We start from the raw sequence: 26,473 nt of genomic DNA on the forward strand, positions 1-26,473 counted from the left end.
TTATAATGCCCTGGCCGCTGTCCAAAATAGCCGCATTTTGCTATAGTCGGCCCGCGCATCGCTGCGGCGGCGCGCCATCAACCGTTATCCCTTCATTCCCGGACTTCTACATGAACACTCCACGCATTTTCGGCACTCCACTGTCCCCTTCCGCCACCAAAGTCATGCTGCTCGGCTCCGGTGAACTCGGCAAGGAAGTCATCATCGCCTTGCAGCGCCTGGGCGTGGAAGTGATTGCCGTGGACCGTTACCCGAACGCGCCGGGCCATCAGGTCGCACACCGCGCCCACGTCATCAACATGGCCGACGGCGCCGCGCTGGCCGCGCTAATCGAACAGGAGAAGCCGGACCTGATCGTGCCGGAGATCGAAGCCATCGCCACCGATACGCTGGCCGCGCTGGAACAAGCCGGCAAGATCACCTGCATCCCGACCGCGCGCGCGGCCCAGCTGACCATGAACCGCGAAGGCATCCGCTGCCTGGCCGCCGAAACCCTGGGCCTGGCGACGTCGCCATACCGCTTCGCCAGCAGCCTGGCAGAACTTGAAGCTGCCACCGCCGCCATTGGCTTCCCGTGCGTGATCAAGCCAGTCATGTCCTCGTCGGGCAAGGGCCAGTCCAAGATCGACAGCGCCGCCGAAGTCAAGGCCGCATGGGACTACGCCGCCGCCGGCAGCCGCGTGGATGCGGGCCGCGTGATCGTCGAAGGCTTCATCGACTTCGACTACGAAATCACCCTGCTGACGGTGCGCTCCATCGGCACCGACGGCCAGGTCGAAACCCAGTTCTGCGATCCGATCGGCCACGTGCAGGTGCAAGGCGACTACGTCGAATCCTGGCAGCCATGCCGTATGAATCCACTGGCGCTGGCGCGCGCCCGCGACATCGCCGAGAAAGTGACCGGCGACCTGGGTGGCCTGGGCCTGTTCGGCGTGGAGCTGTTCGTCAAGGACGACATGGTCTGGTTCTCCGAAGTGAGCCCACGCCCGCACGACACCGGCATGGTGACCATGGCGACCCAGGTACAAAGCGAATTCGAACTGCACGCCAAGGCCATCCTCGGTTTGCCGGTCAACGTTGCGCTGAAAGCGCCGGGTGCATCGGCCGTCATCTACGGCCAGCATGAAGCGGCCGGCATCGCCTTCGAAGGCGTGGCCGAAGCGCTGCGCGTGCCGGGCACCGACATCCGCCTGTTCGGCAAGCCTGAATCGTTCGCACGCCGCCGCATGGGCGTGGCGCTGGCCACCGCCGACGACGTTGAAACCGCCCGCGCCCGCGCCAAGGAAGCGGCGGCCAAGGTCAAGCCGGTTTTGGGTAAGTAAAATCCTGCGCCGCCTGCTCTTCGCGATAACGGCGCTGGCGGCGTCGCTGCCGGCGCTCGCGCAGGCGGAGCCGGAAAGCGGAGAGCATACGCTGGTCCTGGCGGTCAACAAGATGCTGCCCTGGATCACCGAGGAGGATGGCGTCTACGGCGGCGCCTACACCGAAATCGCCCGCGAGCTGGCACGGCGCGCCGGGCTGGCCCTGCAGATCAAACCGTGTCCGCTCAAGCGCTGTCATTTCATGCTGGAGCAAGGCACGGCCGACATCATGATCGGCCTGCGCGAGACGCCGCGCCGCGATATCTACCTGTACTTCCTGCAAACGCCATATCGCGAGCGCAGCGCGGACCGCGTGTTCTACGTGCGCAAGGACGGCAACGTCACCATCAACGACTATGCGGACATCGCGCCGCTACGCATTGGAACCAAATGGGGCGCGGAATATCTGCGGCGCTTCGACCGCGATTGGTCGGTGCAGAGAGAGCCAGCCAAGGACATGGAGGCCAACTTTCGCAAGCTGGCGCTGGGCCGCATCGACGCGGTGCTGATCCCCGAGGACCAGGGCGATGCGCTGGTGTCGGCGCTGCACCTGGACGGGCAACTGGAGAAAGCGGCCTTCCGCATGCCCTCGGACGGCCAACCGCGTTCGATAGCGGTATCGCGTGCATCCGTCTCGCCGGAGCGCCTGGCGGTACTCGAAACCGCCATGCACGATATGCAGAAGGCCGGCACCCTTGCGGCGATCTACAAGCGCTATTACTACGACGCCTATCACATCCCGCAGGGTACTGGCCTGGTCAAATAAGATCAGCTATTGAAGCCCTTGCCCTCTTCCGCCAATTTAACCAGCAGTGGGGCGGGTTTCCACGCGCTGCCCTGGTGCCCCTTGGCGTACTTGTTGATCGCCGCCAGCACGTTCGGCAAGCCCACCGTGTCGGCGTAGAACATCGGGCCGCCGCGGAACAGCGGGAAGCCGTAACCGGTCAGGTAGACCATGTCGATGTCCGAGGCGCGCAGCGCGATGCCCTCTTCCAGGATATGGGCGGCCTCGTTGACCATCGAGTACACCAACCGTTCGACGATTTCCTGGTCGCTGATCTTGCGGCGCGCGACGCCGATGTCGGCCGAGTGCTGCACGATCATCGCGTTGACCTGTTCGTTCGGATAGGCCTTGCGGTCGCCGGCCTTGTAGTCGTACCAGCCGGCGCCGGTCTTCTGGCCGTAGCGGCCCATCTCGCACAACAGGTCGGCGGTCTTGGAGTAGCTGATCTCCGGCTTCTCCACATAGCGGCGCTTGCGGATGGCCCAGCCGATGTCGTTGCCGGCCAGGTCGCCCATGCGGAACGGTCCCATGGCGAAGCCGAACTTCTCGACCGCCTTGTCGACCTGCTCCGGCAGCGCGCCCTCCTCCAGCAGGAAGCCGGCCTGGCGGCTGTACTGTTCGATCATGCGGTTGCCGATGAAGCCATCGCACACGCCGGACACCACGCCGGTCTTCTTGAGCTTTTTCGACAGCGCCAGCGCGGTGGCCAGAACGTCCTTGCCGGTCTGCGCGCCGCGCACGATCTCCAGCAGCTTCATCACGTTGGCGGGGCTGAAGAAGTGGGTGCCGATCACGTCCTGCGGACGCTTGGTGAAGCCGGCGATCTGGTTCAGGTCCAGGGTCGACGTGTTGGAGGCCAGGATGGCGCCCGGCTTCATCACCTCATCCAGTTTGCGGAACACGGTTTCCTTCACGCCCATGTCCTCGAACACGGCTTCGATCACGATGTCGGCCTGGCCGATGTCTTCATATGCCAGCGTGCCGCTGACCAGGGCCATGCGCTGGTCGAACTTCTCCTGCGTCAGCTTGCCCTTCTTCATGGTGTTCTCATAGTTCTTGCGGATCGTGGCCAGGCCCTTGTCCAGCGCTTCCTGTTTGGTCTCCAGCATGACGACCGGGATGCCCGCGTTGAGGAAGTTCATGGCGATGCCGCCGCCCATGGTGCCGGCGCCGATCACGGCGGCCTGCTTGATGGCGCGCACCGGCGTATCGGCCGGCACGTCCGGCACCTTGCTGGCGACGCGCTCGGCGAAGAAGGCGTGGCGCAGCGCTTTCGATTCGGTGGTCTGGATCAGGTGCAGGAAGCGTTCGCGCTCGAACTTCATGCCGTCCTCGAACTTCATCGTGACCGAGGCGGCCACGGTTTCCACGCACTCCAGCGGCGCCGGGAACGGGCCGGACATGGCCTTGACCGTGTTGCGCGAGAATTGCAGGAAGGCTTCGTGGTTCGGGTAGTCGACTTTGCGGTCGCGCACTTTCGGCAGCGGGCGCACGTCGGCGATGGTCTCGGCGAAGGCCACGGCCGAGCCGACCAGGTCGGCGTCGGCGGTGAACACGGCATCGAACAGCGCGGTGTTGGCCAGCTTGTCGGAAGCGACCGGCGTGCCGGAGACGATCATGTTCAGCGCCATTTCCAGGCCCAGCACACGCGGCAGGCGCTGCGTGCCGCCGGCGCCCGGCAGCAGGCCCAGCTTGACTTCCGGCAGCGCGATCTGCGCGCCCGGCATCGCCACGCGGTAGTGGCAGCCGAGCGAAAGCTCCAGGCCGCCGCCCATGCAGACGGTGTGGATGGCGGCCACCACCGGCTTGGTCGAGCTTTCGGCGGTGGCGATCAGCGTGTGCAGGCTGGGCTCGGCCAAGGCCTTGGGCGAATTGAATTCCTTGATGTCGGCGCCGCCGGAGAAGGCCTTGCCGGCGCCGGTGATCACGATGGCCTTGACGGTGTCGTCCGCCAGCGCCTGCTGGATGCCCTTGACCGCCGCCGTGCGGGTGGCCAGGCCCAGGCCGTTGACCGGCGGGTGGTTCAGCGTGATGACGGCAACCGTGCCGTGGACTTGATATTCAGCAGTCATGTCTCTTCCTTATATTTTGGTGGGAACCTCAGCCCAGCCACTATACCGCATAAAAGAACGGTCGTATTATTATTTTTGCGGACCCTGCCGGCATGGTACAGGATGGGGTGGCAGCCGGCGCGCCGCTGCGTTACAGTAGCGGCAAACCGGCAGCCGCCGGACTTGCCAACCTTGAGGTCCACCATGTCTATTTCCCGCCGTTCCATCGCCCTGCTGCTTCCCCTGTCCCTGGCGGCTGCCAGCGCCTATGCGCTGTCGCTGGCCGACTTGAGCAACCAGGACGCCTCGGGCGGACTGAAGGCGGCGCTGGAAAAAGGCTCGACGCTGGCGGTCTCCAAGCTGGGCGCGGAGAACGGCTTCCTCAACAACGAGAAGGTCCGCATCCCGCTGCCGAAGATCCTGGAGCAGGCGCGTCCGCTGTTGAAGATGACCGGCAAGAGCCAGCAACTCGACGACCTGGTGGTGCAGATGAACCACGCGGCCGAGGCCGCCGTACCGATGGCCAAGCCGCTGCTGCTGGACGCCGTCAAGTCCATGACCATCACCGACGCCAAGAACATCCTGACCGGCGGCGAGACCTCGGTGACCGACTTCTTCCGCGACAAGACCTCGCCGAAACTGGCGGTGCAGTTCCTGCCGATCGTGAAAAAGGTCACCGACCGCTCCGACCTGGCCAACAAGTACAACACCGCGATGGCGATGGCGCCCAAGCTGGGCGTGCTGGCCAAGGAGCAGACCACTGTGGAAGGCTATGTCACGCAGCGCGCGCTGGACGGCCTGTACACGATGATCGGCGAAGAGGAAAAAGCCATCCGCGCCGATCCGCTCGGCGCCGGCAGCAAGCTGATCGGCAAAGTGTTCGGCGCCCTCAAGTAACAACGCCCTCCTTCCCCAGCCCGGTTCGCCGGGCTTTTTCCGTCTTGAAGTCCTGCCTGCCATCGTTTAATATAGATAGATAGCCTACCTATATTAAATGCCATGATCAAAGAAACTCCCGTTACTAAGGACGCCATCGCGCTGGCGGACGACCTGCGCGCGGCGCTGCTACACGTGTTCCGCCGCATCCGCCATGAAGGCGACAACGATCCGTCCGGCCTGTCCTTGCAGCACAGGCTGCTGTTGTCGACCATCGACCAGACACCCGGCATCGGCGTGGCCGAGCTGGCGCGCCTGGAAAAGCTGCGCGGCCCGACCATGAGCGCCCACATCAAGACGCTGGAAAATGCCGGTCTGGTGCGGCGCGATACGCCCAATCCCGAAGACCGCCGGCGCGTCGGCCTGCTACTGACCAAGCAGGGCGAGGCGTTGATGGCGGACCTCCGCAGCCGCCGCCGCGACTGGCTGGCCCGCAGGCTGGCGCAACTGCAACCCGAAGGGGCGCAGGCTTTGCGCACGGCCATCCAATACCTGAACGAGATCGGCGAATGACCACGCACACAGACACCGCGCCGATCACGGCCAGGGAAATCCACGCCATCTACATGGGCCTGGTCATCATGATCAGCCTGTCCGCGCTCGACCAGAGCATTGTCGCCACCGCGCTGCCGCGCATCGTCACCGACCTGGGCGGGATCGCCCACCTGTCGTGGGTGGTGACGGCGTATGTGCTGGCTTCGACCGCCATGATGCCGCTGTACGGCAAGCTGAGCGATCAATACGGCCGCAAGCCGCTGCTGTACACGGCAATCATCACCTTCCTCGCCGGATCTGCCCTGTGCGGGCTGGCGCAGAACATGACCGAGCTGATCGCCTTCCGCGCGATCCAGGGCCTGGGCGCGGGCGGCTTTTTGCCGCTGGCGCAGATCGTCATCGGCGACCTGGTGCCGCCGGCCGAGCGCGGCAAGCGGCAAAGCAGCATCGCCGCCGTGTACGCGGCGGCCAGCGTGCTGGGGCCGGTGCTGGGCGGCCTGCTGACGGACTGGCTGTCGTGGCACTGGATCTTTTACGTCAACCTGCCGGTTGGGGCGGCGGCGCTGTATGTGATCTCGAAATCCCTGCACCACACCAGCCCGCACCACGCGCACAAGATCGACTATCTCGGCTCGGTGCTGCTGACCGGAGCGGTGACCGCCGCGCTGCTGGTGCTGGCCCTGGGCGGCACGCAATGGCCGTGGAGTTCCGGCGAAGTGAAATATCTGAGCCTGCTGGCGGCGACGCTGACGGCGGCCCTGCTGTGGCACGTGCGCCGGGTGCCGGAGCCGGTGCTGCCGCCGGACCTGTTCCACAACCGCGTGTTCAACGTGGCCAGCGCGGTGCTGGCGCTGACCTTCGTCGGCATGATGGGTTCGAGCGTGTTCTTCCCGCTGCTGTTCCAGATGGTGATGGGCGTCAGCCCGGCCCACTCGGGCCTGCTGACGATGCCGATGATGATCGGCCTGGTGATCGCGTCGACCCAGAACGGCCGCGTGCTGGCTAAATTCCACGGCCGCTACAAGCCGGCGCAGACCATGGGCCTGGGCCTGGCGACGCTGTCGTTCGCCGTGCTGGCCTGGGGCATCGCCAGCTCGGCCGGCTACCTGGTGCTGGAGCCGGCCATCTTCACGCTGGGCGCCGGCCTCGGCCTGGTGATGCCGAACATGACGATGGCGGTGCAGAACGCCCTGCCCGCCAACCGGCGCGGCGTCGGCACGGCGATGATGACCTTCTTCCGCTCGCTGGGCGGCCTGATCGGCGTGACCGGTTCCGGCGCCATCCTGGCGCAGCGTCTGCACGGGCAAACGGCCACGGCCGACCTGTACCGCCACGCCATCGGCAACATCTTCGCCACCGGTACCGTGCTGGTCGGCCTGGGCCTGCTGATGCTGGTGTTCCTGCCGGAGCTGCCGATGGTGCAGCATGCCCCGGTCAGGAAATAGCGGCGCCTCAGATGGTGGGCAGGCGGTAGTCGCGGTACTGTTCGCGCAGCTTGTTCTTCTGGATCTTGCCGGTGCCGCCGACCGGTAGCGCGTCGGCGAACACCACATCGTCGGGCAACCACCATTTTGCGACCTTGCCGTCGAAGTGGGCCAGCAGCTCTTCGCGCTTGAGCTCCTGGCCCGGCCGCAGCACGACGACCAGCAGCGGCCGCTCGTCCCACTTCGGATGCGCCACGCCGATGCAGGCGGCCTGCATCACCGCCGGGTGCGACATGGCGACGTTCTCCAGGTCGATGGTGCCTATCCATTCGCCGCCGGACTTGATGACGTCCTTGCTGCGGTCGGTGATCTGCATGAAGCCGTCGGCGTCGATGGTGGCCACGTCGCCGGTCGGGAACCAGCCGTCCTCCAGCACGTCGCCGCCCTCGTCCTTGAAATAGCGCGAGATGATCCACGGGCCCTTGACCATCAGGTGTCCATAGCTGACGCCGTCCCACGGCAGCTCCTTGCCGTCGTCGTCGATGATCTTCATGTCGACGCCGTAGATGCCGTGGCCCTGCTTTTGCAGGATCTTGCGCTGCTCTTCCTTGCTCAGCTCCAGATGCTTGGTCAGCAATCCGCCGGCCGTGCCCAGCGGCGACATTTCCGTCATGCCCCAGGCGTGCACGACCTCCACGCCGAATTCGTCGATGAGCGTGTTCATCATCGCCGGCGGGCAGGCCGAGCCGCCGATCACGGTGCGGCGGAAGGTCGAAAACTTGAGCTTGTTCTGCACCGCGTAGTTGATCAGGCCCAGCCACACGGTCGGCACGCCGGCCGAGAACGTCACTTTTTCCTGCTCCATCAATTCGTAGACCGACTTGCCATCCAGCGCCGCACCGGGGAACACCATCTTGGCGCCGGACAGCGGCACCGAGTACGGCAGCCCCCAGGCATTGACGTGGAACATGGGCACCACCGGCATCACTGTGTCGCGAGAAGACACGTTGAGCACATTGGGCAGGGCCGAGGCGTAGGCGTGCAGCACGGTCGAGCGGTGCGAGTACAGCGCGCCCTTGGGATTGCCCGTGGTGCCGGAGGTGTAGCACAAGGTGCATGCGGAATTCTCGTCGAACAGCGGCCACTCGAACTCGGCGGAATGGGAGTTGATCAAGTCCTCGTAGCACCGCAGGTTCGGGATCTTGGTCTCGGCCGGCATGCGATCGGCCGCGCCGAGCAGGATGAAGCCCTTGATGGTCTTGCATAACGGCGCGAACGCTTCCACCAGCGGCAGGAAGCAGAAATCGAACATCAGGTACTGGTCTTCGGCGTGGTTGCAGATGTAGGCCAGTTGCTCGGGATGCAGGCGCGGGTTCATGGTGTGCAGCACGGCGCCCGAGCCGGACACGGCGTAGTAGGCTTCCAGGTGGCGGTAGCCGTTCCAGGCCAGCGTGGCCACGCGCTCGCCCATGCCCACGCCAAGGCCATGCAAGGCGTTGGCCAGGCGCTTGACGCGCAGCTGGCAATCGCGGAAGGTGTAGCGGTGCAAGTCCCCCTCAACGCGGCGAGACACGATCTCGCTGTTGGCGTAGTGTCGGGCGGCGAAGTCCAAAATGCTGGAAACGAGCAAGGGCTGGTTCATCATCTGGCCCATCAGCGGACTCTGGGGATACATGTATGTGGACTCCTGGGAAAGTTTGGTATGGGATGAACGAGTTTGTAGCGCCCACGCGACGACCGTCAACGCATTTCGATGCTGCAGCGCAGCACCTGCGCACTGGGGTAAAATCGGGACTCACTACGAACCGGGAACTGCCATTACTGCCTCCAAACTGCCCTTAGACAATTCCTTCGCGTCCCTGCCGCCCGCTTTCTACACCCGCCTGATGCCGACGCCGTTGCCGGCGCCGTACCTGGTCGCCGTCAGCGCGCCGGCTGCGGCGCTGATCGGATTGACGCCCGCGCAAGTGGCCGACAGCCTCGACGTCCTGGCCGGCAATGCCGCGCCTGAGCGTGCCCAGCCGTTGGCGGCCGTGTATTCCGGCCACCAGTTCGGCGTCTGGGCCGGCCAGCTGGGCGACGGCCGCGCCATGCTGTTCGGCGACGTCGCCACCGCCGACGGACCGATGGAATTGCAATGGAAAGGCGCCGGTCTGACGCCCTACTCGCGCATGGGCGACGGCCGCGCCGTGTTGCGTTCGTCGATACGCGAGTTCCTATGCTCGGAAGCCATGCACGGGCTTGGCATCCCTACCTCGCGCGCGCTGTCGGTGGCGGGCTCGGATCAAGGCGTGATGCGGGAGACCGTGGAAACCTCGGCCGTGGTGGTGCGCCTGGCGCCCAGCTTTGTGCGCTTCGGCTCCTTCGAACACTGGTTCTACCGCAACAAGAACGACGAGCTGAAAATCCTGGCGGACTACGTCATCGACCGGTTTTACCCGGAGTTGCGCGCGGAAGCCAATCCATACCAGGCGTTCCTGGCCGAAGTCACGCGCCGCACGGCGCACATGATCGCCCACTGGCAGGCGGTCGGCTTCATGCATGGCGTGATGAATACCGACAATATGTCCATCCTCGGGCTGACCTTGGATTACGGCCCGTTCGGCTTCATGGAAGCTTTCGACTCCGACCACATCTGCAACCATACCGACCAGCAGGGCCGCTATTCGTATGCAAATCAGCCACAGGTTGGCCATTGGAATTGCTACGCGCTGGGCCAGGCCCTGCTGCCCCTGATCGGCGAGGTGGATGCGACGCAGGCCGCGCTGGATGTCTACCAGCCCGCGTTCGCAGCGAAGATGGATGAGCTGCTGCACGCCAAGCTGGGCCTGGCCTTGCTGGCTGAGCACGCCGATGCCGACCGTGCGCTATTCGACGCCATGTTTGCGCTAATGCAGGCCAACAGCGTCGATTTCACCCTCTTCTTCCGCCGTCTGGGCGGCCTGAAAGCGGCCGGCGCCAGCGGCGACGAACCGTTGCGCGACCTGTTCATCGACCGCCCGGCCTTCGACGCCTGGGCCATGCAGTACCGCGCCCGCCTGCAGGCCGAGGCCAGCGACGACGCCGCGCGCCAGCTTGCGATGAACAAGGTCAACCCCAAATACGTGCTGCGTAATTATTTAGCTCAGGTTGCTATTGAAAAGTCTCAGAATAAGGACTTTACTGAAGTGGAGCGTCTGCTGTCAGTTTTGCAGCGCCCATACGACGAACAGCCTGAGCACGATCAATATGCCGCCTTGCCGCCGGACTGGGCAAGCCATCTCGAAGTAAGCTGTTCTTCTTAAGCGAGCAATAAGCCATGACCAATAAAGTAACGAAATCCGACGCCGAATGGCGCGCCATGTTGGACCCGATGGAGTATCAAGTCACGCGCCACGCCGCCACCGAACGCGCTTTTACCGGCAAGTTCTGGGATCACCACGAACACGGCATCTACACCTGCGTGTGCTGCGATACACCCTTGTTCCGCTCCGACGCCAAATTCGATTCCGGCTGCGGCTGGCCGAGCTATTTCGAAGCGCTCGATCCCGCCAATGTCATTGAAAAAACCGACCGCACCCATGGTATGCTGCGCACCGAAATCATCTGCGCGGTATGCGATGCCCATCTGGGCCACGTGTTCCCGGACGGTCCACCCCCAACAGGGTTGCGCTATTGCATTAATTCGGCCTCCTTGCGCTTCGATCCACAATAACATTTAAAACGACATGAAATTTCTGTTCGACCTGATCCCGCTGCTGCTGTTCTTCGCCGCCTACAAGCTGTCGGGCTGGAATGCCGAGGCGGCCCAGCACTTCATCAACACCTACCTGAGCGGCATGATTTCCGGCGGCTCGGTGAAGCCGGACGAGTCTCCGATCGTGATCGCGACGCTGGTCGGCATCCTGGCGACGATGGCGCAGATCGGGTATATCAAGGCGCGCGGGCGCAAGGTCGACTTCGTGCTGTGGTTCTCGCTGGCCATGTTTGTATTCTTCGGCGGCCTGACCATTTACTTGCACGACGAGGATTTCATCAAATGGAAATTGAGCATCGTCTATTGGTTCTTTGCATCCGGCCTGCTGGTGAGCGAGTTGGTCTTTAAAAAGAACTTGATGCGCAAATCGATGGAAGAGATCATCCAATTGCCCGACCTGATCTGGGGCCGCCTGAACCTGGCATGGATCTGCTTCTTTGTCGCGATGGGCTTCCTGAACTGGTATGTCGCCTTCGTTTTGTTTAAAGGCGACACCAGTTCCTGGGTCAGCTTCAAGGCGTTTGGTTCGACCGCGATCATGTTTGTGTTTATCGTCGGTCAAACCATTTACCTGTCCCGCCACATCAAGGATGAAGCATGAGCGATACACGCATAGACCGCATGCGCAGCCGCTTCCAGGCCGCCCTGGCGCCGCTGGAACTGACGCTAGAAGACGATTCCGCATTGCACGCCGGCCATGCCGGCGCCGCCTCGGGTGGGGGTCATTACAACGTTAGAATTGTTTCGTTACAATTCGAGGGGCTCAAACTCGTCACAAGACATCGACTCGTGTATGATTCCGTGCACGATATGATGCATAAAGAAATTCATGCATTGGCCATTACCGCATTGGCTCCGTCCGAAGTATGATGTAGCGCTTGGTCTGGGAACGGTCGCTATCGGTTTCAAAATAATTGAACACAAAGACAGATAGCTGATCCAACTCCTGCCCAGGCAATTTCGCTAAAACTTTCCCCTTACAGGAATTAATAATGACTTTCAAGCCAGCCAGTTTGCTGATTGCACTTCTCGCCGTTGCCGCAGTACCTGCTTTCGCACAAAATGTTGCCGTAGTTAATGGCAAAGCCATCCCAACCTCGCGCGTGGAGGCGGTTGTCAAGCAGGTCGTAGCCCAAGGCCAGCAGCCTGATTCGCCACAACTGCGCGAACTGATCAAGAAGGACCTGATCGGCCGTGAAGTGATGATGCAGGAAGCGGAAAAGCAAGGTTTCGGCAAAGATGCAGCGGTCAAAACGCAAATCGAAAACGCCCGCCAAGCCATCATCATCAACGCGCTGGTCGGCGACTATATCAAGAAGAATCCGGTTTCGGACGCCGACATCAAGGCTGAATACGACCGCTTCGTGGCCCAGAACGGCGACAAGGAATACCACGTACGCCACATCATGATGGCCACCGAAGCCGAAGCCAACGACGTGATCGCCAAGATCAAGGGCGGCGCCAAGTTCGAAGAGCTGGCCAAGGCGTCGAAAGACACCGGTTCGGCAGCCAACGGCGGCGATCTGGACTGGGCAGTGCCTTCGTCCTTCCCACCAGCGTTCTCGGCAGCGTTCGTCGGCCTGCAAAAAGGCCAGGTCACCGAGAAGCCAGTGCAAACCCCGAACGGCTTCCACGTGATCAAGGTGGACGACATCCGCCCAGCCAAGCTGCCTACCCTGGAAGAAGTGAAGCCGCAAGTTGCGGAAGCACTGGCTCAGAAGAAATTGCAAGCCTACCAAGAAGAACTGGTCAAGAAAGCAAAAGTGCAGTAATGTTATAGATGAAGGCGGCGCCCTGCGGGGCGCCGTTTTTGATTTTGCGTTGATACAATGCACCGCCCGAGTGCGATTTCTAGTTTTTTTATAGGATTTAATAATGATGTTGAAGCCAGCCCGCCTGTTGTTAGCACTGATCGCTGTCGTAGCAGCACCGGTATTCGCGCAAAACGTCGCGACCGTCAATGGCAAGGCTATTCCTGCCGCCAAAGTGGATCAAATGGTCAAGCAAGTGGTCGCCCAAGGCCAACAGCCTGACAGCCCGCAGCTGCGTGAAATGGTCAAGAAAGAACTGATCGGCCGTGAAGTCATGATCCAGGAAGCGGACAAACAAGGTTTCGGCACCAAGCCGGAAGTCAAGGCGGCAATCGAAAACGCACGTCAGAGCATCATCATCAACGCGATGCTGGCCGACTACGTTAAAAAGAATCCGGTAAAAGATACCGAAATCAAAGCCGAGTACGACAAGTACAAGGCCGCCATGGGCGAAAAAGAATACCACTCGCGTCACATTTTGGTCGCCACCGAGCAGGAAGCAAAAGACATCATCGCCAAGCTGAAAGCCGGCGGCAAGTTCGAGGAACTGGCCAAGGTGTCGAAAGACGGCTCCGCCAACAACGGCGGCGACCTGGGCTGGATGACTCCAGGCAAACTGGTCAAGCCTTTCGCCGACGCGATGGTTGCCCTGAAAAATGGCGAGATCACCCAGACCCCGGTGAAGACCGAGTTCGGTTACCACGTCATCAAGCTGGAAGAATCCCGCGCCACCAAGCTGCCTTCGCTGGAAGAAGTCAAAGGCCAGGTCGCCGAAGCCCTGCAACAGCGTAAGATCGCCGCCTTCCGCGACGAACTGACCAAGAAAGCCAAGATCCAGTAATCCTGTTCTTTGCTGTCTAAAAAGGCGCCCTTCGAGGCGCCTTTTTCGTTTTTTGCGGCTGGTATGCGTAGTTTTCGCCTGCGCCCTCGGAGTGGCATTGATCGGCATGCAGAATGCCAAGAAGCAATTCTCGCAGTTCCTGGAGCACGATCAGGCGCTCCCGTCGGCCTCCACAAATATGTACGCCCAAGGCCTGCAAATAGGCCAGGCGCTGCGCAACGTCGTCATCGCAAGCAGACCCGCCAGGAGGTGGTGGACTTCACCCACAAGATGTTGATCTTCAGCCTGGCGCTGGGCGTGGTGGCCTGCCTTGCCGGCGCCGGCATCGCTTTCTGGGTGTGGATTTATCCACCCGCACCGAGCAACAAGCCAGTTCGCTGGAAGAAACTGCTTCGTCGATGGAGGAATTAACATCGACGGTTAAACAAAATGCCGCCAATGCCAACCAGGCGAATGGATTGGCTGCAAAAGCCTCGGAGGTGGTAATGAAAGGCGGTGCGGTGGTTTCTGAAGTCGTCAATACCATGACTTCAATTAACGCCTCCTCCCGCAAGATCGTCGATATTATCTCGGTTATTGACGGCATTGCCTTCCAAACTAATATGCTGGCATTAAATGCGGCGGTTGAAGCGGCGCGTGCAGGTGAACAAGGACGTGGATTTGCCGTGGTGGCCTCGGAAGTCCGCGATCTTGCGCAACGCTCCGCGGCGGCGGCCAAGGAGATTAAGGAATTAATTACCGATTCAGTCGCCAATGTGGATGCGGGCAGCAAGCTGGTCGAGGAAGCCGGCATTACCATGACCGAGATAGTCGGCAGCGTAAAACATGTCGCCGATATTATGCGCGAAATAGGCATGGCGACACAGGAACAGACTTCGGGTATCGAACAGGTGAATCAGGCGATTACCCAGATGGATCAAGTGACACAGCAAAATGCCGCCCTCGTGGAAGAAGCGACCGCCAGCGCCGAGACGATGCAAAACCAGGCTTCCAATCTGGCGCAGATCGTCATCATATTCCGGCTCGGGCAGCAACCTCGTTAAAACGCGCCGATACCGCTCTTTCAAGGCACTCCGTCGAGTGCCTTTCTTTTTGCCCTGTGCAGGCTAGAAACTGGCTAATTCATGCCAATTTTCAGCTTATTCTCCGGGCTGGAGCCGGAATCCTCTATACTCTTACCCATGAATCCCCAATTCCACGCCGACCTCGACACCGCCCTCGCCTCCGCCGCCACGCCCGGACGCGCGCCCGCCATGCGAGCTTATATGCGCGATCAATTCGATTTCCTGGGCGTCGGCACACCGCAACGCAGGATGGCCGCCAAGCCTTTGCTGAAGCAATTAAAGGGAAGCGGAGCGGATAATATCCTCCTCTACGCCAGCGAATTATGGGAACGTCCGCAAAGAGAATATCAATACGTGGCCATCGACTTGCTCGCCATGCACAGCAAGGAATTGGATCTTGCACAGATTCCCGAGTTGCTCGAATTGGCGCAGAATAAATCGTGGTGGGATACGGTCGATGCGCTGGCTTCGGTCATTGGCGATGTTTTACGCTTTGGTCATGACGGCATGGATCAGGCTATATCCGACCAAAATATGTGGGTGCGCCGAGTGGCGTTATTGCACCAACTGGGCTGGCGCGACAAGGTCGATACCAATCGGCTTTTTAATTATTCGTTAGCGCTGGCACATGAAAAAGAGTTCTTCATACAAAAAGCGATAGGTTGGGCACTGCGCGATTATGCGCGCCACGACCCGGAAGCCATTCGTTTATTCACACTAAAAGAAAAGCAACGGCTGTCGGCGCTCAGCTACCGCGAGGCCAATAAACATCTTGCCTTAGAATAAAAAAAGCCGGATTGCTCCGGCTTCTGATTAAGTACTTAAACTGCCCTGCGTCGACGCGCATAGGCGCCGAGAATGCCAACGCCTAATAACAGCATTCCGTAGGTTTTCGGTTCCGGCACCGCCGTTATCACCCAACTCGGATTGATGCTGCGGTCGGACAGGCCTATGCCACCAGGCGCATGGTTATCGTCATCATAATACAACACACCATTCAAACTATAAGGCTCCGACATCGGCTTGATGGTGTAACTGTATAGGCTGGCGTCGACCAACGGTCCATGACCATACAGCCAAAAATCATTGGATTTTCCGCTGAACGACAGCACAGCCTCGCCCAGATCTCCATACATCGGCATCAGTTGATCAATGGAATTGACGGCCAGGCCGGCTATTTTCAAACTGCTGAACTGCAGCTTGCGTATCACGTCACCGTCACCTTGGCCGGTAAAGTCAGCCTCGATGTTCCATGGAGTTCCACCGTAGAGCGAAGTGGAGGTGTATGAAAGATGGTATTGCTGATTCGCCGCACTGGCGGTGACGCTGAGCAACGCAGCAATCAATACCGTGGATGTCCGAAGAATTTTCACTGTACCTCCCTGAAATATTATCTAAAAATATTTTATATTAGATAATTATTTTAGAGAAGGGAAATCTTCCCGCCCGGCGAAAAAAAACCCGGAATCGGCGAGCGATTCCGGGATCTGTCCTGCGCCGTTACAGTTTAACTGACAAACTTGCGGGCGTTGCGGAACATACGCATCCAAGGAGAATCCTCGCCCCACGCCTCAGGGTGCCACGACTGCTGCACCGAGCGGAATACGCGCTCGGCGTGCGGCATCATCACGGTGAAGCGGCCGTCGGCCGTGGTCACCGAGGTCAGGCCTTGTGGCGAGCCGTTAGGATTGTACGGATAGGCTTCGGTAGCGGCACCGCGGTTGTCGACGAAGCGCATCGCTGCCACGGCTTCATTGATATTGCCGGTCTGCGTGAAGTCCGCATAACCTTCGCCGTGGGCGATGGCGATGGCGGTCTGCGTGCCGGCCATGCCGTTGAAGAAGATCGACGGCGAATCCAGCACTTCCACCATCGCGAAGCGCGCCTCGAATTTCTCCGATTTGTTGGTGGTGAACTTGGGCCACGCATGCGCGCCTGGGATGATGGACTTCAGGTTGCTCATCATCTGGCAGCCGTTGCAGACACCCAGGCCGAAGCTGTCGCTGCGCGCGAAGAAGCGGGCGAACTGCTCGGCCAGCGCGGCGTTGAACAGGATGGTCTTGGCCCATCCTTCGCCGGCACCCAGCACGTCGCCGTACGAGAAGCCGCCGACGGCGATGATGCCCTGGAAGTCATCCAGCTTGACGCGGCCCGCAATCAGGTCGCTCATGTGAACATCGACGGCGTTGAAGCCCGCCTGGTACATCACATAGGCGGTCTCGATGTGCGAGTTGACGCCCTGCTCGCGCAGGATCGCGACACGCGGGCGCACGCCGGTCGCCAGGAACGGCGCGGCGACGTTCTCGGTCAGATCGAAGGTGATCTTCGGCGTGATGCCAGGATCGGTTTCGTCCAGGATGCGGTCATATTCGGCATCGGCGCAGGCTGGATTGTCGCGCAGGCGGGCGATGCGCCAGCTGGTTTCGCTCCACAGGCGATGCAGTTCCGAACGCGGCTTGCTGTAGATGGTCTTGGCGTCGCGGGTGAACTCGATCACGCCACGGTCGTTCGGCTTGCCGATGATATGGCTGCAGGCGCCCAGGTTGAAGGTGCGCAGCACGTCCATCACCAGCGACTTCTCTTCGGCGCGCACCTGGATCACCGCGCCCAGCTCCTCGGAGAACAGCGCGCGCAGGGTTTGCTCGTTGCGGCGTTCGGCGATCTGGCCAGCCCAGTTCTTCGCGTCGCCCTGGTCGGCGCCGTGGCCCTCTTCCAACGTCAGGATGTCGAGGTTGATCGACAGGCCCGCGCGGCCGGCGAAAGCCATCTCGGTCAGCGTGCCATACAGGCCGCCGTCGGAACGGTCGTGGTAAGCCAGCAGCTTGCCATCGTTGTTCAGTTGCTGGATCGCGGTGAAGAAGGCCTTCAGGTCTTCAGGGCTGTCCACGTCCGGCGTCTGGTTGCCCAGCTGGCCCATGACCATCGACAGCGCCGATGCGCCCAGGCGGTTCTTGCCGCGACCCAGATCGATCAGGATGATGGCGGTGTCGCCGGCATCGGTCTTGATCTGAGGCGTCAGCGACTTGCGCACGTCGTGCACCGGCGCGAAGGCCGAGACGATCAGCGATACGGGCGATGTGACAGCCTTGGCGTCGCCCTCGTCCTTCCAGGTGGTCCGCATCGACAGCGAATCCTTGCCGACCGGGATACTGATGCCCAATGCCGGGCACAGTTCCATGCCGACCGCCTTGACGGTGTCGAACAGCGCCGCATCCTGGCCAGGCTGGCCGCAGGCGGCCATCCAGTTGGCGGACAGTTTGATGTCGGAGATATCCTTGATCGGCGCGGCGGCGATGTTGGTGATCGCCTCGGCAACCGCCATGCGGCCCGACGCGGCGGCGTTGATGACGGCCAGCGGCGTACGCTCGCCCATCGCCATCGCTTCGCCCAGGTAGCCTTCGAAGCTCATCGCGGTGACGGCGCAATCGGCCACCGGCACCTGCCATGGACCAACCATCTGGTCGCGCACGGACATGCCACCCACGGTGCGGTCGCCGATGGTGATCAGGAAGGACTTGTCGCCCACGGTAGGCAGCAGCAGCACGCGCTTGGCGGCTTCCTCCAGGTCCATGCCGGTCAGGTCGATGGCCGGGAATTCGTTCTGCACGTGGTGCACGTCGCGCTGCATCTTCGGCGGTTTGCCCAACAGGACATCCATCGGCATGTCGACCGGCTCGTTGCCCAGCTCCGGATCGATCAGCTTCAGTTGACGCTCTTCGGTCGCGGTGCCGACCACGGCGAACAGGCAGCGCTCACGCTCGCACAGCGCCTTGAACATCGGCAGGCTGTCCGGCGCGATCGCCAGCACGTAGCGCTCTTGCGATTCGTTGGACCAGATTTCCTTCGGCGCCATGCCGCTTTCTTCCAGCGGGATCTTGCGCAGGTCGAAGATCGCGCCGCGCTTGGCGTCGTTGGTGATCTCCGGGAAGGCGTTCGACAGGCCGCCGGCGCCGACGTCGTGGATCGAGATGATCGGATTGTTCGCGCCCAGCTGCCAGCAGCCGTTGATCACTTCCTGTGCGCGGCGTTCCATCTCTGGATTGCCACGCTGGACCGAGTCGAAGTCCAGGTCCGCGGTGTTGGTGCCGGTAGCCATCGACGAAGCGGCCGAGCCGCCCATGCCGATACGCATGCCGGGACCGCCCAGCTGCACCAGCAGGCTGCCGACCGGGATGTCGTTCTTGTGCGTGTGCTGGCCGGAGATGTTACCGATGCCGCCTGCGATCATGATCGGCTTGTGGTAGCCGAACACGGTGTCGTGTGCGCCGGCGAACTGCTTGCCGATATTCTGTTCGTAGGTACGGAAGTAACCGCCCAGCACCGGACGGCCGAATTCATTGCTGAACGCGGCGCCGCCCAGCGGGCCTTCGATCATGATCTGCAGCGCCGAAGCGATGCGGTCTGGCTTGCCGTAGGCCTTGCCGCTGTTGCGGTAGTCGGCCACCGGCGCGGTGACGGGAGCGTCGTTTTCCCACGCCTGCACGGCGCCCGGCAGCATCAGGTTAGACACGGTGAAGCCGGTCAGGCCAGCCTTCGGCTTGGCGCCGCGGCCGGTCGCGCCTTCATCGCGGATCTCGCCGCCGGCGCCGGTGGAGGCGCCAGGGAATGGGGAGATCGCGGTCGGGTGATTGTGGGTTTCCACTTTCATCAGCGTGTGCGTCAACTCGGTGGTCGGCGCGTACTGGTGGGCGTCGCCCTGCGGGAAGAAGCGCATCACTTCCGCGCCTTCCATGATCGACGAGTTGTCGCTGTAGGCGACGATGGTGCCCTTGGGCTGCAGCTGGTGCGTGTTCTTGATCATGCCGAACAGCGACTTCGGTTGCGCGACGCCGTCGATGGTCCAATCGGCGTTGAAGATCTTGTGGCGGCAGTGCTCGGAGTTCGCCTGCGCGAACATCATCAGCTCGACGTCGGTCGGATTGCGGCCAGCCTTGGTGAAGGCCGCGTCCAGGTACTCGATCTCGTCGTCCGACATCGCCAGGCCCAGGTCCGTGTTGGCCTTTTCCAGCGCCGCCTTGCCCATGCCGATCACGTCGACCGATTCCAGCGGCTTCGCTTCCAGCGTGCGGAACAAGCCGGCCGCTTCGTCCGGATGACGCAGCACCGATTCGGTCATGCGGTCGTGCAGCAGCGCGGCGACGGCCTGCACTTCTTCGTCCGACAGCTTCTTGGCGGCGCCGATGCTGCTGCCCAAAATGCCGCTCTTCAGATTGATGCGGAAGGCGATGCCGCGCTCGACGCGCTTGATGTGCGCCATGCCGCAGTTGTGGACGATGTCCGTGGCCTTGGAGGCCCACGGCGAGATCGTGCCGAAGCGCGGGATGACGAAGAACTCTTCGACAACGCCATCGGTGTTGTCGGCGTGGGCCGGCTCACCGTAGGTCAGCAGCGCGCCGAGGCGGCTGGTGTCGTCGGCCGACAGCGGTTCGGCGGCATCGATGAAGTGGACATAGCGCGCCTGGACGGCGGCGACGGCAGGCAGCGCGGCTTGCAGTTGCGTTAACAGGCGTTGGCTACGGAATGCGGACAGGGCGTTGGAGCCCGGCAGAATCAACATGTTTGGAGGATGGTTGATGCAGCATGGCTGCGGATTAAAGGTAGATGGAGCACGAGATACTTGTAATGCAGAATTTCCTTTGCGCGCATTATACCCTTTACCAGCCTGCCTATACAGCGCCAATTCGGCCGAAAAAGTGCCGTCGAAGCAACATTTTTAGCAATTTGAGGCCGGATTAATCCACAGTCCCGCTCTTGGCACCGGTTTTTCATAACATTTTGACTTGCCATGGAGTATGCTAGATTTAACTTTAGCTAGGATGCGTAACATGGCGGAATATAGTGAATTGTCGGTGCTGATCGTCGATCCCAATCCGGGGATGCGCGGCAGCCTGCACAACATGTTGAACCAATCCGGCATCACCAAGATCGACTACGCGGTCAGCTCCGGCACGGCCATCCGCCAGTTGGCCAAGAAACCGTTCGACATCGTGCTGTGCGAGTACGACCTGGGCAACGGCAGCGGCGAAAACAACGGCCAGGACGGCCAGCAGCTGCTGGAAGACCTGCGCCACCACAAGCTGATCGCGCCGTCGACCATCTTCATCATGCTCACCTCCGAGGGCGTGTACAGCAAAGTGATCGGCGCGGCCGAGCTGACGCCGACCGACTACGTGCTCAAGCCCTTCACCGTGGACGCGCTGCTGCAGCGGCTGCGCAAGGCGGTCGAGCGGCGCGACGTGTTCCTGCCCATCCACCAGCTGGTTGAACTGGGCAGTATCCGTAAAGCCATCGGCGAGTGCGGCATCGCCGAGGAAAAGAATCCCCGTTACGCGATCGACTTCGCACGCCTGCGCGCCGAGCTGCTGGTGTCGCTGGACGAACTGGCCGACGCCGAGGTGGTGTACCAGGTCATCCTGATGAACCGCCCTATCGCCTGGGCGCACCTGGGCATGGCGCGCTGCCAGTTCGGCCAGCAGAAGTACATCGAGGCGCAGGAGACCTTGCAGGAGCTGCTGGTCCACAATCCGAAGTTCATGGCGGCATACGACCTGCTGGCGCGCACCCACGAGGCGCTGGGCCAGCAGGAGGCGGCCAAGAAGATACTGGAGGACGCGGTGGCGATCTCGCCCAACATGGTGCACCGGCTGCGCCACCTGGGCGAGGTGGCGTTCGAGACGGGCGACGTCGGCGTCGCCGAGAAGGCGTTCAAGCAGGTGGTGGCCAAGGCCAAGTACTCCGAGTTCCGCGACCCCGAGGACCACGTCAAGCTGGTCAAGACGCTGGTCAAGAAAGGCGATGCCCATCAGGCCAGCGGCGTGATACGCGACATGGAACGCTCGTTGCGCGGCAGCGCCAACGTCGAGGCTTGCCGCGCCATCGCGGCCGGCCTGCTGCAGGAAATGACCGGCAATATCAGCGGCGCGGCGGCGGAACTGGCCAACGCCGTCAGCGCCGTGGGCGCCAGCCGGGGGCTGTCGACCGGCCTCAAAATCGGCCTTGTCCACAGCTGCCTGAATGTGAAGCTGGACCAGCAAGCCTCCGACCTGATGCTGAACCTGATGAACGATACCGAGAGCGGCGTGTCGATGGACGACGCGGTGCAGGTGTTTGAGAAGGCCGGTCGCCACGACCTGGCCGCCGGCATGGGCGAACAAATCAAGCTCCAGGTGGACGAGCTGATTGCCCACGCATCCGAACAGCGCGGCCAGGGCGACCTGCGGGCTGCGGTCGATACGCTGAATGCGGCGCTGCGCAAGGCGCCGGCCAATATGTCGCTGCTGCCGGCGGCGACGTCGGCGATACTCAAGCAGCTGGACGATCTGGGTTGGGAAGTGCCGTTGGCCGAACAATGCGCCTACCTGCTGGAGCGCATGCGCAAGATCGATCCGTCCCATCCTTCACTGGAGGCGCTGCAGCTGCAGTATTCGCACACCCAGCGCAAGTACGGTATCGCGACGACGGCCTAGTTACAGGATCAGTGAACCGGGGAAGTTCGACAGATGGGAAATCAGGTACCAGGTTACGAAGTACAGGGCGCACAACAGGAAGGCCGACAGGATCGCGCCATTCGCCGATCTGCGCCCGCGCAGGAGCTTGAGTAGCATACGCACCGGATCCTCCTTCCATCTGTTCATCGAACCAAAACTCTACGCCCCTCGCCCTGTGCTGGACAAGCCGGGATTCGCCGGTACCGTTTTTTGATGCCGATGGTATTGGATGGCGAGCCGCCCGCCGTCGCGGGCGGCTTTGCGTTGTCAACGTGGATTGACAGGCCTAATCAGGAATCAATGAAAAGACATGGGCCGCCACGGGCCCGTCGCGCAGCATGAGCCGGTTGCGCGCCAGGCATTCATGCGTGGCGCCGGCCTTGCGCGCCACGCCGGCGCTGGGCTCATTACCGGCGGCGATGACGATCTCCACCCGCGCCTGATTCAGGTGCAGGAAGGCGTAGCGGGCGAGCGCGTTGGTCGCGGCGATCGCGGCCCCCTGCCGCTGCGCCGACTCCCGCACCCAGTAGCCCAGGTTGCAGAAGCTGTTGACCGCATTCAGCTGGTTCAAGCCACCGCCGCCAACCAGCGTGACGCCATCCCGCAGGAAGATCCCGAATTCGTGTGCGCTGCCTTCGGCGCGGCTGGCGTCGCAGAAGGAGAACCACGACAGCGCCTGCTCCTCCGTGTATTCGGCATGCGCCCACGACATCCACTTACCGACGCTGGACATCGACTCGCGAATGGCCGCCGCAAACGCTGGCGCATCCGTTGCGACGAAGGGCCTCAGTAGATAATCACCCGCCTGCAGTTGTGTCATTGCTTATCCTTGCTAAAGCCGTAGCCGCCGCCGCCCGGCGTTTCGATCACGAACAGGTCGCCGGGCTGCATGTCGGTCTTGCCGATATGGGCCAGTTCCTCGACGCGGCCATCGGCCCGCACCACGGTGTTGCGCCCCAACGCGCCTGGTTCACCCCCGGCCATGCCGAACGGCGCGTGAATGCGGTTGTTCGACAGGATGGCGGCGGTCATCGCTTCGAGGAAGCGCACTTTGCGCACGCCGCCGTTCCCGCCGTGCCACTGGCCCGCACCGCCGCTGCCTTCGCGAATGGCATAGCTCTCCAGGCGTACCGGGAAGCCGAACTCCAGGATCTCGGGATCGGTCAGGCGCGAATTGGTCATGTTGGTCTGCACGACACTGGTGCCGTCGAAGCCCGGGCCCGCGCCGGAGCCGCCGCTGACGGTCTCGTAGTACTGGTAGCGGGAGTTCCCGAAGGTGAAGTTGTTCATCGTGCCCTGCGCCGCCGCCATCACGCCCAGCGCGCCGTACAGCGCATTGGTGATGCAGGTGGAGGTCTCCACGTTCCCCGACACCACCGACGCCGGATATTGGGGGTTGAGCATGGAGCCTTGCGGTATCAGCACCTTCAGCGGTTTCAGGCAGCCCGCGTTCAGCGGAATCTCGTCGTCCACCAGCGTGCGGAACACGTACAGCACGGCCGCCATGCACACCGCCGATGGCGCGTTGAAGTTATTTTCCAGCTGCGGCGAGGTGCCGGCGAAATCGATCTCCGCGCTGCGGCTGGCATGGTCGACCCGAACCGCAACCTGTATCTGCGCGCCGTTATCCAGTTGTAGCGTGTAGCTGCCGTCCTTCAGCGCGCTGATCACGCGCCGCACCGATTCCTCGGCGTTGTCCTGCACGTGGCCCATGTAGGCCTGCACCACCTCCAGGCCGAAGTGGGCCACCATCTTGCGCAACTCGTCCACGCCCTTCTGGTTGGCCGCCACCTGCGCCCGCAGGTCGGCCATGTTCTGGTCGGGATTGCGCGCGGGGTAGCGCGCGCCTGTCAGCAGCGCGCGCGTCTCGGCCTCGCGCAGCTGGCCGCCGGCGGCGCCGTCCACCAGCTTGAAGTTATTGATCAACACGCCCTCTTCCTCGATCACGTGCGAATCCGGCGGCATCGAACCCGGCGTGGTGCCGCCGATGTCCGCGTGGTGGCCGCGCGAGCCGACGTAGAACAGGATGTCCACGCCCGCCTCGTCGAACACCGGCGAAATGACCGTCACGTCCGGCAAATGGGTGCCGCCGTTGTATGGGTCGTTGAGCATGAAGACGTCGCCGGCGCGCATACGACCGGCATTCTCGCGCATCACGGTCTTGATGCTCTCGCCCATGGAGCCCAGGTGCACCGGCATGTGCGGCGCGTTGGCGATCAGGTTGCCGTCGGCGTCGAAGATGGCGCAGCTGAAGTCCAGGCGCTCCTTGATGTTGACCGAGTAGGCGGTGTTCTGCAGGCGCAGCCCCATTTGCTCTGCGATCGACATGAACAGGTTGTTGAAGATCTCCAGCATCACCGGATCGGCGCTGGTGCCGATGGCGCGGCGCTCCGGCAGCGCCACCACGCGCTTGAGCACCAGGTGATCGTGCAGCGTCACCTCGGCCTGCCATCCCGCTTCGACGATGGTGGTCGCATTCGCCTCCGCGATGATGGCCGGGCCCTTCACGATATCGCCGATGCGCGTGGCGCCCCGCTGGTACAGATTGGTCTGGCGCCATTTACCGCCGGTGTACATCGGCACCACCGCATGCGGCATCAGGCCGGACACGCGGCGCGGCGCCGGCTCCACCGTTTCGGACGGCGCATCGGACTTGCCGACCGCCTCGACGGACACCGCCTCCACGATCAGCGCCTTGGACGGCATCAGGAAGGAATAGCGCTTGCGGTAGGCCGCCTCGAACTGCGTCTTCATGCTGTCGACGGTGTCGAACAAGACGATCAGCGCCGAATCCGTGCCTTCGTAGCGCAGGTGCACGCGGCGTATCAGCACGATGCGCTGGTCGTCGACGCCCTGGTGATGCAGGTCGGCGCGCGCATGGCGGCCCAGCGCATGCAGGCGGGCGTCCAGGTCTTCCGCCGAATCGGCGCCCAGTCGCGCTTCCACCGCGGCCTCGCGCATTGCGGTCTGGTCGGCCAGGCCCATGCCGTAGGCCGACATCACGCCAGCCAGCGAATGCACGAACACAGTCTTCATGCCCAACGCGTCGGCCACCAGGCAGGCGTGCTGCCCGCCTGCGCCGCCAAAGCTGGTCAGCGCGTACTCGGTGACGTCATGGCCGCGCTGCACGGATATCTGCTTGATCGCGTTGGCCATATTGCCAACCGCGATTTCGATAAAGCCCTCGGCCACCTGCTCCGGCATGGTCTCCTTGCCGGTGGCGGCCTGGATGCGCGCCGCCAGCTCGGCGAACTGCACACGCACGGCGTGCGCGTCGAGCGCCTGTCGGCCCTCCGCCCCGAACAGCTGCGGGAAGTGATTGGGCTGGATTTTCCCGAGCATGACATTGCAGTCGGTGACCGCCAGCGGACCTCCGCGCCGATAACTGGCCGGCCCCGGATTGGCGCCCGCGCTGTCCGGGCCCACGCGATAGCGGCTGCCGTCGAAATGCAGGATCGAGCCGCCACCCGCCGCCACCGTGTGGATGCTCATCATCGGCGCGCGCATGCGTACGCCGGCCACCTGGGTTTCGAACACGCGCTCAAACTCGCCGGAAAAATGCGAAACGTCGGTCGAGGTGCCGCCCATGTCGAAGCCGATCACCTTGTCGAAGCCGGCCAGCTTGCTGGCGCGGACCATGCCGACGATGCCGCCCGCAGGGCCGCTCAGGATGCTGTCCTTGCCCTGGAAGGCGCGCGCGTCGGTCAGGCCGCCGCTGGACTGCATAAACTGCAGGTTCACACCCGGCATTTCCTTCGCCACCTGGTCGACGTAGCGCCGCAGGATGGGCGACAGATAGGCATCCACCACGGTGGTGTCGCCGCGCGCGACCAGCTTCATCATCGGGCTGACCTCGTGCGAGACCGAGACCTGCGTGAACCCCATCAGCCGCGCCATCTCCGCCACCTTGACCTCATGCGCGTGATAACGGTAGCCGTGCATGAAGACGATGGCCAGCGAACGCAGGCCCATGTCGTAGGCCGCCGCCAGGCCGGCGCGCGCGGTCTCCATATCCAGCGCGGCGACGGTATCGCCATGCGCGCCCATGCGCTCGTCGATTTCGATCACGTGGCTGTACAGCAGTTCGGGCAGCAGGATGCGGCGGTCGAACAGGCGCGGACGGTTCTGGTAGGCGATGCGCAGCGCGTCGCGGAAGCCGCGCGTGATGGCCAGCGCGGTCGGCTCGCCCTTGCGCTCCAACAGCGCGTTGGTGGCGACCGTGGTGCCCATCTTGACGGCGCCGATCTGCGCCACCGGAATCGGCTTGCCCTTGGCGACACCCATCAACTGGCGGATGCCGGCGATGGCCGCATCGGCGTACTGCTCTGGGTTCTCGGACAGCAGCTTGAGTGTACGCAGGCGCCCATCGGGCGGACGCGCCACGATGTCGGTAAACGTACCACCCCGGTCTATCCAGAACTGCCAATCCATGCAAGCCTCGCTACGATAACTGAAGCGTGTATTGTAGTGTCTCGGCCGCGCG

General features: G+C 62.5%; 20 protein-coding genes and 1 pseudogene. 14 read left to right on the top strand and 7 right to left on the bottom strand.

Annotation, left to right across the window (positions count from 1 at the left end; translation table 11 throughout):
• The first annotated feature begins 110 nt into the window (after positions 1-110).
• On the top strand, positions 111-1,322 hold the full coding sequence (purT, locus tag HUX88_RS18205) for a formate-dependent phosphoribosylglycinamide formyltransferase (protein WP_176362686.1): 1,212 nt from the start codon (positions 111-113) through the stop codon (positions 1,320-1,322).
• A 112-nt stretch (positions 1,323-1,434) separates the two neighbouring features.
• Positions 1,435-2,127 (top strand): ABC transporter substrate-binding protein, encoded by a 693-nt coding sequence (locus tag HUX88_RS18210; protein WP_176362687.1) that lies wholly within the window; start codon positions 1,435-1,437, stop codon positions 2,125-2,127.
• A gap of 2 nt (positions 2,128-2,129) precedes the next feature.
• Here the strand turns inward: HUX88_RS18210 and HUX88_RS18215 are convergent, their stop codons facing one another.
• On the bottom strand, positions 2,130-4,217 hold the full coding sequence (locus HUX88_RS18215; RefSeq protein ID WP_176362688.1) for a 3-hydroxyacyl-CoA dehydrogenase NAD-binding domain-containing protein: 2,088 nt from the start codon (positions 4,215-4,217) through the stop codon (positions 2,130-2,132).
• Between the two features lie 183 nt (positions 4,218-4,400).
• Here HUX88_RS18215 and HUX88_RS18220 point away from each other — a divergent pair, with 183 nt between their 5' ends.
• The 3 genes from HUX88_RS18220 to HUX88_RS18230 all read left to right on the top strand — a co-directional run bounded on the left by HUX88_RS18220 (position 4,401) and on the right by HUX88_RS18230 (position 7,072).
• Positions 4,401-5,093: a DUF4197 domain-containing protein gene (locus tag HUX88_RS18220; RefSeq protein ID WP_117015034.1), complete on the top strand. Its 693-nt coding sequence runs from the start codon at positions 4,401-4,403 to the stop codon at positions 5,091-5,093.
• Between the two features lie 102 nt (positions 5,094-5,195).
• Complete coding sequence (locus HUX88_RS18225; RefSeq protein WP_176362689.1) at positions 5,196-5,645, top strand: MarR family winged helix-turn-helix transcriptional regulator; 450 nt, start codon at positions 5,196-5,198, stop codon at positions 5,643-5,645.
• A complete protein-coding gene (locus HUX88_RS18230) occupies positions 5,642-7,072 on the top strand; it encodes an MDR family MFS transporter (protein WP_176362690.1) in 1,431 nt (476 codons plus the stop codon). Before HUX88_RS18225 ends, HUX88_RS18230 begins: the two co-directional genes overlap by 4 nt.
• 7 nt (positions 7,073-7,079) lie before the next feature.
• Here the strand turns inward: HUX88_RS18230 and HUX88_RS18235 are convergent, their stop codons facing one another.
• Entirely contained in the window at positions 7,080-8,726 is a 1,647-nt protein-coding gene (locus HUX88_RS18235; protein ID WP_176362691.1) for a 3-(methylthio)propionyl-CoA ligase, read from the bottom strand.
• A 211-nt stretch (positions 8,727-8,937) separates the two neighbouring features.
• Here HUX88_RS18235 and HUX88_RS18240 point away from each other — a divergent pair, with 211 nt between their 5' ends.
• The 8 genes and pseudogenes from HUX88_RS18240 to HUX88_RS18275 all read left to right on the top strand — a co-directional run bounded on the left by HUX88_RS18240 (position 8,938) and on the right by HUX88_RS18275 (position 15,289).
• Positions 8,938-10,335: a YdiU family protein gene (locus HUX88_RS18240; protein ID WP_373886808.1), complete on the top strand. Its 1,398-nt coding sequence runs from the start codon at positions 8,938-8,940 to the stop codon at positions 10,333-10,335.
• 14 nt (positions 10,336-10,349) lie between these two features.
• Positions 10,350-10,745: a peptide-methionine (R)-S-oxide reductase MsrB gene (msrB, locus tag HUX88_RS18245; RefSeq protein WP_117015030.1), complete on the top strand. Its 396-nt coding sequence runs from the start codon at positions 10,350-10,352 to the stop codon at positions 10,743-10,745.
• A 13-nt stretch (positions 10,746-10,758) separates the two neighbouring features.
• The gene (locus HUX88_RS18250; protein WP_117015029.1) at positions 10,759-11,388 is read left to right on the top strand and encodes a septation protein A; all 630 of its coding nucleotides are present in this window, start codon (positions 10,759-10,761) and stop codon (positions 11,386-11,388) included.
• A complete protein-coding gene (locus HUX88_RS18255) occupies positions 11,385-11,657 on the top strand; it encodes a BolA family transcriptional regulator (protein WP_117015028.1) in 273 nt (90 codons plus the stop codon). Before HUX88_RS18250 ends, HUX88_RS18255 begins: the two co-directional genes overlap by 4 nt.
• A 122-nt stretch (positions 11,658-11,779) precedes the next feature.
• Complete coding sequence (locus HUX88_RS18260) at positions 11,780-12,559, top strand: peptidyl-prolyl cis-trans isomerase (RefSeq protein WP_117015027.1); 780 nt, start codon at positions 11,780-11,782, stop codon at positions 12,557-12,559.
• A 103-nt stretch (positions 12,560-12,662) separates the two neighbouring features.
• Positions 12,663-13,439, top strand: a complete 777-nt coding sequence (locus tag HUX88_RS18265) for a peptidylprolyl isomerase (RefSeq protein ID WP_117015026.1) — start codon at positions 12,663-12,665, stop codon at positions 13,437-13,439.
• 338 nt (positions 13,440-13,777) lie between these two features.
• Positions 13,778-14,482, top strand: a pseudogene (locus tag HUX88_RS18270) (methyl-accepting chemotaxis protein); the annotation flags it as partial.
• Between the two features lie 138 nt (positions 14,483-14,620).
• The gene (locus HUX88_RS18275) at positions 14,621-15,289 is read left to right on the top strand and encodes a DNA alkylation repair protein (protein ID WP_176362746.1); all 669 of its coding nucleotides are present in this window, start codon (positions 14,621-14,623) and stop codon (positions 15,287-15,289) included.
• A 35-nt stretch (positions 15,290-15,324) separates the two neighbouring features.
• Here the strand turns inward: HUX88_RS18275 and HUX88_RS33285 are convergent, their stop codons facing one another.
• Both HUX88_RS33285 and purL read right to left on the bottom strand, forming a co-directional pair.
• Positions 15,325-15,876 (bottom strand): PEP-CTERM sorting domain-containing protein, encoded by a 552-nt coding sequence (locus HUX88_RS33285; RefSeq protein ID WP_147330522.1) that lies wholly within the window; start codon positions 15,874-15,876, stop codon positions 15,325-15,327.
• A 134-nt stretch (positions 15,877-16,010) separates the two neighbouring features.
• A complete protein-coding gene (gene purL / locus HUX88_RS18285) occupies positions 16,011-20,060 on the bottom strand; it encodes a phosphoribosylformylglycinamidine synthase (protein ID WP_176362692.1) in 4,050 nt (1,349 codons plus the stop codon).
• 268 nt (positions 20,061-20,328) lie between these two features.
• On the opposite strand from purL, the gene HUX88_RS18290 reads away from it, so the two are divergent.
• Positions 20,329-21,969 carry a tetratricopeptide repeat-containing response regulator gene (locus tag HUX88_RS18290; protein ID WP_117015022.1) on the top strand — a complete coding sequence of 547 codons (1,641 nt, stop codon included), beginning with the start codon at positions 20,329-20,331 and terminating at the stop codon, positions 21,967-21,969.
• Here the strand turns inward: HUX88_RS18290 and HUX88_RS18295 are convergent, their stop codons facing one another.
• The 3 genes from HUX88_RS18295 to HUX88_RS18305 all read right to left on the bottom strand — a co-directional run bounded on the left by HUX88_RS18295 (position 21,970) and on the right by HUX88_RS18305 (position 26,421).
• Positions 21,970-22,107 (bottom strand): hypothetical protein, encoded by a 138-nt coding sequence (locus tag HUX88_RS18295; protein ID WP_175000971.1) that lies wholly within the window; start codon positions 22,105-22,107, stop codon positions 21,970-21,972.
• A 169-nt stretch (positions 22,108-22,276) separates the two neighbouring features.
• Complete coding sequence (locus HUX88_RS18300; RefSeq protein WP_117015021.1) at positions 22,277-22,810, bottom strand: GNAT family N-acetyltransferase; 534 nt, start codon at positions 22,808-22,810, stop codon at positions 22,277-22,279.
• Positions 22,807-26,421: a hydantoinase B/oxoprolinase family protein gene (locus tag HUX88_RS18305; RefSeq protein ID WP_176362693.1), complete on the bottom strand. Its 3,615-nt coding sequence runs from the start codon at positions 26,419-26,421 to the stop codon at positions 22,807-22,809. Before HUX88_RS18305 ends, HUX88_RS18300 begins: the two co-directional genes overlap by 4 nt.
• Between the last annotated feature and the right edge of the window lie 52 nt (positions 26,422-26,473).

Source organism: Duganella sp. BJB1802 (genome assembly GCF_013369445.1).
Lineage (GTDB): Bacteria > Pseudomonadota > Gammaproteobacteria > Burkholderiales > Burkholderiaceae_D > Rugamonas > Rugamonas vulcania_A.

Excerpts from the sequence above, each read along its gene's own strand:
- HUX88_RS18305 (WP_176362693.1), bottom strand. The coding sequence starts at position 26,421 with ATGGATTGGCAGTTCTGGATAGACCGGGGTGGTACGTTTACCGACATC.
- HUX88_RS18225 (WP_176362689.1), top strand. The coding sequence starts at position 5,196 with ATGATCAAAGAAACTCCCGTTACTAAGGACGCCATCGCGCTGGCGGAC.
- HUX88_RS18240 (WP_373886808.1), top strand. The coding sequence starts at position 8,938 with ATGCCGACGCCGTTGCCGGCGCCGTACCTGGTCGCCGTCAGCGCGCCG.
- HUX88_RS18215 (WP_176362688.1), bottom strand. The coding sequence starts at position 4,217 with ATGACTGCTGAATATCAAGTCCACGGCACGGTTGCCGTCATCACGCTG.
- HUX88_RS18230 (WP_176362690.1), top strand. The coding sequence starts at position 5,642 with ATGACCACGCACACAGACACCGCGCCGATCACGGCCAGGGAAATCCAC.
- HUX88_RS18260 (WP_117015027.1), top strand. The coding sequence starts at position 11,780 with ATGACTTTCAAGCCAGCCAGTTTGCTGATTGCACTTCTCGCCGTTGCC.
- HUX88_RS18220 (WP_117015034.1), top strand. The coding sequence starts at position 4,401 with ATGTCTATTTCCCGCCGTTCCATCGCCCTGCTGCTTCCCCTGTCCCTG.
- HUX88_RS18300 (WP_117015021.1), bottom strand. The coding sequence starts at position 22,810 with ATGACACAACTGCAGGCGGGTGATTATCTACTGAGGCCCTTCGTCGCA.
- HUX88_RS18210 (WP_176362687.1), top strand. The coding sequence starts at position 1,435 with ATGCTGCCCTGGATCACCGAGGAGGATGGCGTCTACGGCGGCGCCTAC.
- HUX88_RS18250 (WP_117015029.1), top strand. The coding sequence starts at position 10,759 with ATGAAATTTCTGTTCGACCTGATCCCGCTGCTGCTGTTCTTCGCCGCC.
- HUX88_RS18295 (WP_175000971.1), bottom strand. The coding sequence starts at position 22,107 with ATGCTACTCAAGCTCCTGCGCGGGCGCAGATCGGCGAATGGCGCGATC.
- purL (WP_176362692.1), bottom strand. The coding sequence starts at position 20,060 with ATGTTGATTCTGCCGGGCTCCAACGCCCTGTCCGCATTCCGTAGCCAA.
- HUX88_RS18275 (WP_176362746.1), top strand. The coding sequence starts at position 14,621 with ATGAATCCCCAATTCCACGCCGACCTCGACACCGCCCTCGCCTCCGCC.
- HUX88_RS18290 (WP_117015022.1), top strand. The coding sequence starts at position 20,329 with ATGGCGGAATATAGTGAATTGTCGGTGCTGATCGTCGATCCCAATCCG.
- HUX88_RS18235 (WP_176362691.1), bottom strand. The coding sequence starts at position 8,726 with ATGTATCCCCAGAGTCCGCTGATGGGCCAGATGATGAACCAGCCCTTG.
- HUX88_RS18265 (WP_117015026.1), top strand. The coding sequence starts at position 12,663 with ATGATGTTGAAGCCAGCCCGCCTGTTGTTAGCACTGATCGCTGTCGTA.
- HUX88_RS18255 (WP_117015028.1), top strand. The coding sequence starts at position 11,385 with ATGAGCGATACACGCATAGACCGCATGCGCAGCCGCTTCCAGGCCGCC.
- msrB (WP_117015030.1), top strand. The coding sequence starts at position 10,350 with ATGACCAATAAAGTAACGAAATCCGACGCCGAATGGCGCGCCATGTTG.
- purT (WP_176362686.1), top strand. The coding sequence starts at position 111 with ATGAACACTCCACGCATTTTCGGCACTCCACTGTCCCCTTCCGCCACC.